Origin of the sequence: Anaeromusa sp., from assembly GCF_028691475.1 — a bacterium.
In the GTDB taxonomy this organism is placed as follows: Bacteria; Bacillota; Negativicutes; order Anaeromusales; family Anaeromusaceae; genus Anaeromusa.
In genome coordinates this window covers 1-3,817 of record NZ_JAQUZF010000173.1, presented here as the reverse complement: position 1 = coordinate 3,817, position 3,817 = coordinate 1, and the positions used below count along the sequence as shown (strand labels likewise).

At 50.3% G+C, this 3,817-nt stretch carries 4 protein-coding genes and 1 pseudogene; 4 read left to right on the top strand and 1 reads right to left on the bottom strand.

Going from position 1 to position 3,817, the window contains the following annotated elements:
- Positions 1 to 152: 152 nt before the first annotated feature.
- A pseudogene (locus PHF27_RS13725) lies at positions 153 to 479 on the bottom strand (DUF1904 family protein).
- 144 nt (positions 480 to 623) lie between these two features.
- On the opposite strand from PHF27_RS13725, the gene PHF27_RS13720 reads away from it, so the two are divergent.
- The 4 genes from PHF27_RS13720 to PHF27_RS13705 form a co-directional block, all read left to right on the top strand.
- Positions 624 to 1,121 carry a GNAT family N-acetyltransferase gene (locus tag PHF27_RS13720; RefSeq protein ID WP_300071251.1) on the top strand — a complete coding sequence of 166 codons (498 nt, stop codon included), beginning with the start codon at positions 624 to 626 and terminating at the stop codon, positions 1,119 to 1,121.
- Between the two features lie 75 nt (positions 1,122 to 1,196).
- A complete protein-coding gene (locus PHF27_RS13715; RefSeq protein WP_300071248.1) occupies positions 1,197 to 2,024 on the top strand; it encodes a penicillin-binding transpeptidase domain-containing protein in 828 nt (275 codons plus the stop codon).
- A gap of 13 nt (positions 2,025 to 2,037) precedes the next feature.
- The gene (locus PHF27_RS13710; RefSeq protein WP_300071245.1) at positions 2,038 to 2,976 is read left to right on the top strand and encodes a molybdenum cofactor synthesis domain-containing protein; all 939 of its coding nucleotides are present in this window, start codon (positions 2,038 to 2,040) and stop codon (positions 2,974 to 2,976) included.
- A 14-nt stretch (positions 2,977 to 2,990) separates the two neighbouring features.
- A partial coding sequence (locus PHF27_RS13705) for a molybdopterin-binding protein (RefSeq protein ID WP_300071244.1) occupies positions 2,991 to 3,817 on the top strand: 827 nt, incomplete at its 3' end.

Genomic DNA, 3,817 nt, shown 5'->3' with positions numbered 1-3,817 from the left:
TAGAGGGAGTAAAGGGAGGGTTTGCTCTAAAATAAAGGGCCGTGCTTTTTGAGCACGGTCCTTTGTTGATAAATAAAACGTTAGACGTCGTAGCCCTCTTTCGTCCCCTCCATCTACTCCCTTTACTCCTGTTACCGTTCCGGTCTTCGGTTCTAGAAATGAACGCCGTTTTCATAGTACCGAAGCTCCTGCAAGGGGATAAAGAATACATCAACTTGAGCGTGTCCAGCCAAGCGTATGTGGCGGGTAATCGCCTCGGCGGTACGGTCTTGCACGTCCTGACCGCGTTCAAACCAATTAAATTGCACTAAAGGCGTTGCAGCTGTTCGCTGGCCGTCAAAATAATAGGTTGAAGCCGGAACTTCCTAAGTAAAGTAATCTCGGGGGCAATCGATGATTTGCGCTAGTTCATCGATTAGGGCGGTACTGAAGGCTTGGACGTCTTTGCCGGGCAGGCCTTTAAATATCAATTGCGGCATAATGCTTCCTCCTGTTTGTGCATAATAGTGTATAGCATTTCGCGCCAGATGCGGTTAGTTCCTGCTGGAAATGTTTGAGAGCAGGAATCCGGCAAGATGTCCAGAAAGATAGTATGAAAATGAGGCGAAGAAGAGGTAATGGAAATGGCGGACGTTGTTTTTCGGGAAATGCAGGAAGAATACTTGGACGCGGTGCGGGATATTTATCTGCATTATGTGCTCCATACGACGGCGACCTTTCACTCGCGGCCGTTAACGCGGGAGGACATGCGGGAAATTGTGTTTTTTGAAAATGAAAAATATAAAACCTTTGTCATTTTTCGAGAGGAAGAACTTTGCGGCTATGTGCTCTTGACGCAGCATAAAAAAAGAGAAGCCTATGATACGACGGCGGAAGTGACCGTGTATTTGAAGCCAGGCTGCATTGGCGTCGGCCTGGGAAGCTTGGGACTGCAGCATTTGGAAGAATATGCCCGGAAGCAAGGCATTCATGTGCTGGTAGCTACAATTTGCGGCGAAAATGAAAAAAGCATCCATTTGGTAGAACGCAATGGCTATTTCCGTTGCGCTCATTATAAAGAAGTAGGCCTTAAGTTCGGACAATACTTAGATATTGTAGGGTATCAAAAGATTTTAGCGTAAGAAACATGTCAGGAATGCTTTAGGAAACCAATAGGCAGCTGTTATGGTTTGCTGCAAGCGCTGCTTGTACAATAAATGCATACGAAAGGGGGAGTATGCCTGAAATATTGGTGTAAAGTATTGGTATGGCTGGCGCTTTGGCAGGGGATGATTTTGGGTCAGGCGTTGGCCGCTCCTGTTGAGGCGCGCGAAGATTTGGCAGACTGCTTTCAAGGCTTTTCGGGGACCTTTGTGTTATATAATCTGGAGGCGGAGCAGTATACTGTTTATAATGAGGAACAGAGCCGCAAACGGTTGTCTCCTTGTTCAACCTTCAAAATACCTAATTCCTTGATTGGTCTGGAAACGGGAGCCGTAGATAAGGAAGACGTATTTACCTTGAAAAAATGGGATGGAAACCGTTATGATTTTCCCTATTGGAATCACGATCATACGCTGGCATCGGCTACGAAAGAATCGGTTGTCTGGTATTTTCGGGAATTGGCGAGGGATATCGGCGCTGCAAGAATGCAAAGATATTTACAAGGCATAGACTATGGTAACGCCGACATTTCAGGCGGGCTGACTCAATTTTGGCTAGGCTCTTCTTTGCAGATATCAGCCCAAGAGCAAGTGCGTTTTTTGACGCGCTTAGAGCGGGGCGAGCTGCCGTTTTCCCAAGAAACGCGGGCCATTGTCTATAAGAATATCACCGTGGCAGAGAAAAACGGCGTTGTACTTATGGGGAAAACCGGCTCACGACTGCAAGACGGACGCTGGACCTTGGGGTGGTTTGTAGGTATAGTAAAGAAACCGGGAGGAACCTATGTGTTCGCAACCAATATTGAGGGGGCGGACGGGGCTATAGGCGGTAAGGCCAGAGAGATCAGCCTGGCGGTATTGAAGAAAATGAACGTATTATAAGGAGGCGCTGAGGATGAAATCCTATGAAATGGCGGTTCTGGTTTTGAGTGACAAGGGTGCGCGCGGCGAGCGAGAAGATCTGAGCGGCCCGGCTGTCCGTGAAGTATTAGGCAAGCAGTATCCTGTGGTGTACTATAAAATGATCCCCGATGAAAAAGAGCAGATTATTAGGGAACTTTGCTATATTTGTGATGAACTAGCGCCGCCTTTGCTGGTTACTTCCGGCGGGACTGGTTTTTCCGAGCGGGATGTTACGCCGGAAGCGACGCTGTCAGTTGTGGAAAAGCTTACTCCAGGCATCCCGGAGGCCATGAGGTTCTACGGCATGCAGAAAACGCCGAAAGCGATGCTTTCACGGGCGGTAGCTGGTATTCGGGGCAAGACGTTGATTATCAATCTGCCTGGCAGCGTGAAAGGCGTGAAAGAGTCATTGGAAGCCATTACCCCGGCTTTGTCTCATGGGCTGGGAATTTTGCGCGGCGATGCCCAAGAATGCGGGCAGCCTATGGCGAAAAAACCAGCTGCCGTGTTGGCGGTGAATCGCAGCGAGGAAAAAGGAGAAATCAAGGTTCCTATTGCCAAAGGGTATTTTGCGGTGGACAGCGGTCTGCAGGGCGATGCCCATGCCGGAGACTGGCATCGTCAAGTGAGCCTCTTGGGCTATGAGAGCTTTGAAAAGATACGGCAACTGGGCGTAACCGATTTGGAACCAGGTGTTTTCGCCGAGAATCTAACAACAGAAGGCATCGAGCTGTTTACTCTGCCTGTGGGGACTCGCCTCCAAATTGGCGAGGTGTTGCTGGAAGTGACGCAAATCGGCAAGGAGTGCCATTTAGGCTGCGCCATTCGCGAAAAGACGGGAGACTGCGTCATGCCTAGGGAAGGTATTTTTGCTAAAGTGTTGGCGCCGGGCTGGATTGTTCCGGGAGACTTGATTGAGGTTGTATCATAAGGGGTTGCACGACAATGAAAACCATTAAGACGCAGGATGCGATTGGGACTGTTCTGTGTCATGACATAACAAAGATTGTGCCGGGAGAGTTCAAAGGACCGGCGTTTCATAAGGGACATATTGTGACGGAAAAGGACATCCCGGAGCTTTTAGCGTTAGGCAAAGATCATTTATATGTATGGGAACTGCAAGATGGTTTTGTGCATGAAAATGACGCCGCTTTGCGCGTGGCGGAGGCTGTGTGCGGCGACGGTCTTGCAGTGACACAACCGGAAGAAGGCAAGGTAAATCTCCTTGCCGAGCAGGACGGACTGCTGCTTGTTGATGAGGAGCGTCTGCTGCGGTTGAATTTGCTGGGTGAAGTGGCAGTGGCTACCCGCAGCCAGGAACGGACGGTGAGGAAAGGCGATGTAGTGGCCGGGATTCGCGTGATCCCCCTGGTTCTTGCAGAAGAAAAAGCGCAGACGGCGGAGGCCATCGGCGCGGAGGCGGACGTTATTTCCGTACAGCCTTTTCGGCCTTGTAAAGTGGGTATTATTACAACAGGCAACGAAGTCTATTACGGCAGAATTGTCGATCGCTTTGGGCCGGTTGTGAAAGAAAAAGTGGAAGCCTTTGGGTGCGCCGTGGCGCAGCAGGTGCTGGTGCCAGACTCGGCGGAGGAAATTGCCCAAGCGGTACAAAGCCTGTTGGCGGAAGGCTGTCAGTTGATTTTGACTACAGGAGGCATGTCTGTGGACCCGGATGATGTGACGCCTGCCGGTATTCGCCTAGCCGGAGCCAGGATTGTTTCCTACGGGGCGCCGGTTTTGCCTGGCTCGGTGTTCCTGATGGCGTATCT

What these genes read in the sequence shown, in the direction of transcription:
- PHF27_RS13710 (WP_300071245.1), top strand. Translation starts at nt 2,038, where the DNA reads ATGAAATCCTATGAAATGGCGGTTCTGGTTTTGAGTGACAAGGGTGCG.
- PHF27_RS13720 (WP_300071251.1), top strand. Translation starts at nt 624, where the DNA reads ATGGCGGACGTTGTTTTTCGGGAAATGCAGGAAGAATACTTGGACGCG.
- PHF27_RS13715 (WP_300071248.1), top strand. Translation starts at nt 1,197, where the DNA reads ATGCATACGAAAGGGGGAGTATGCCTGAAATATTGGTGTAAAGTATTG.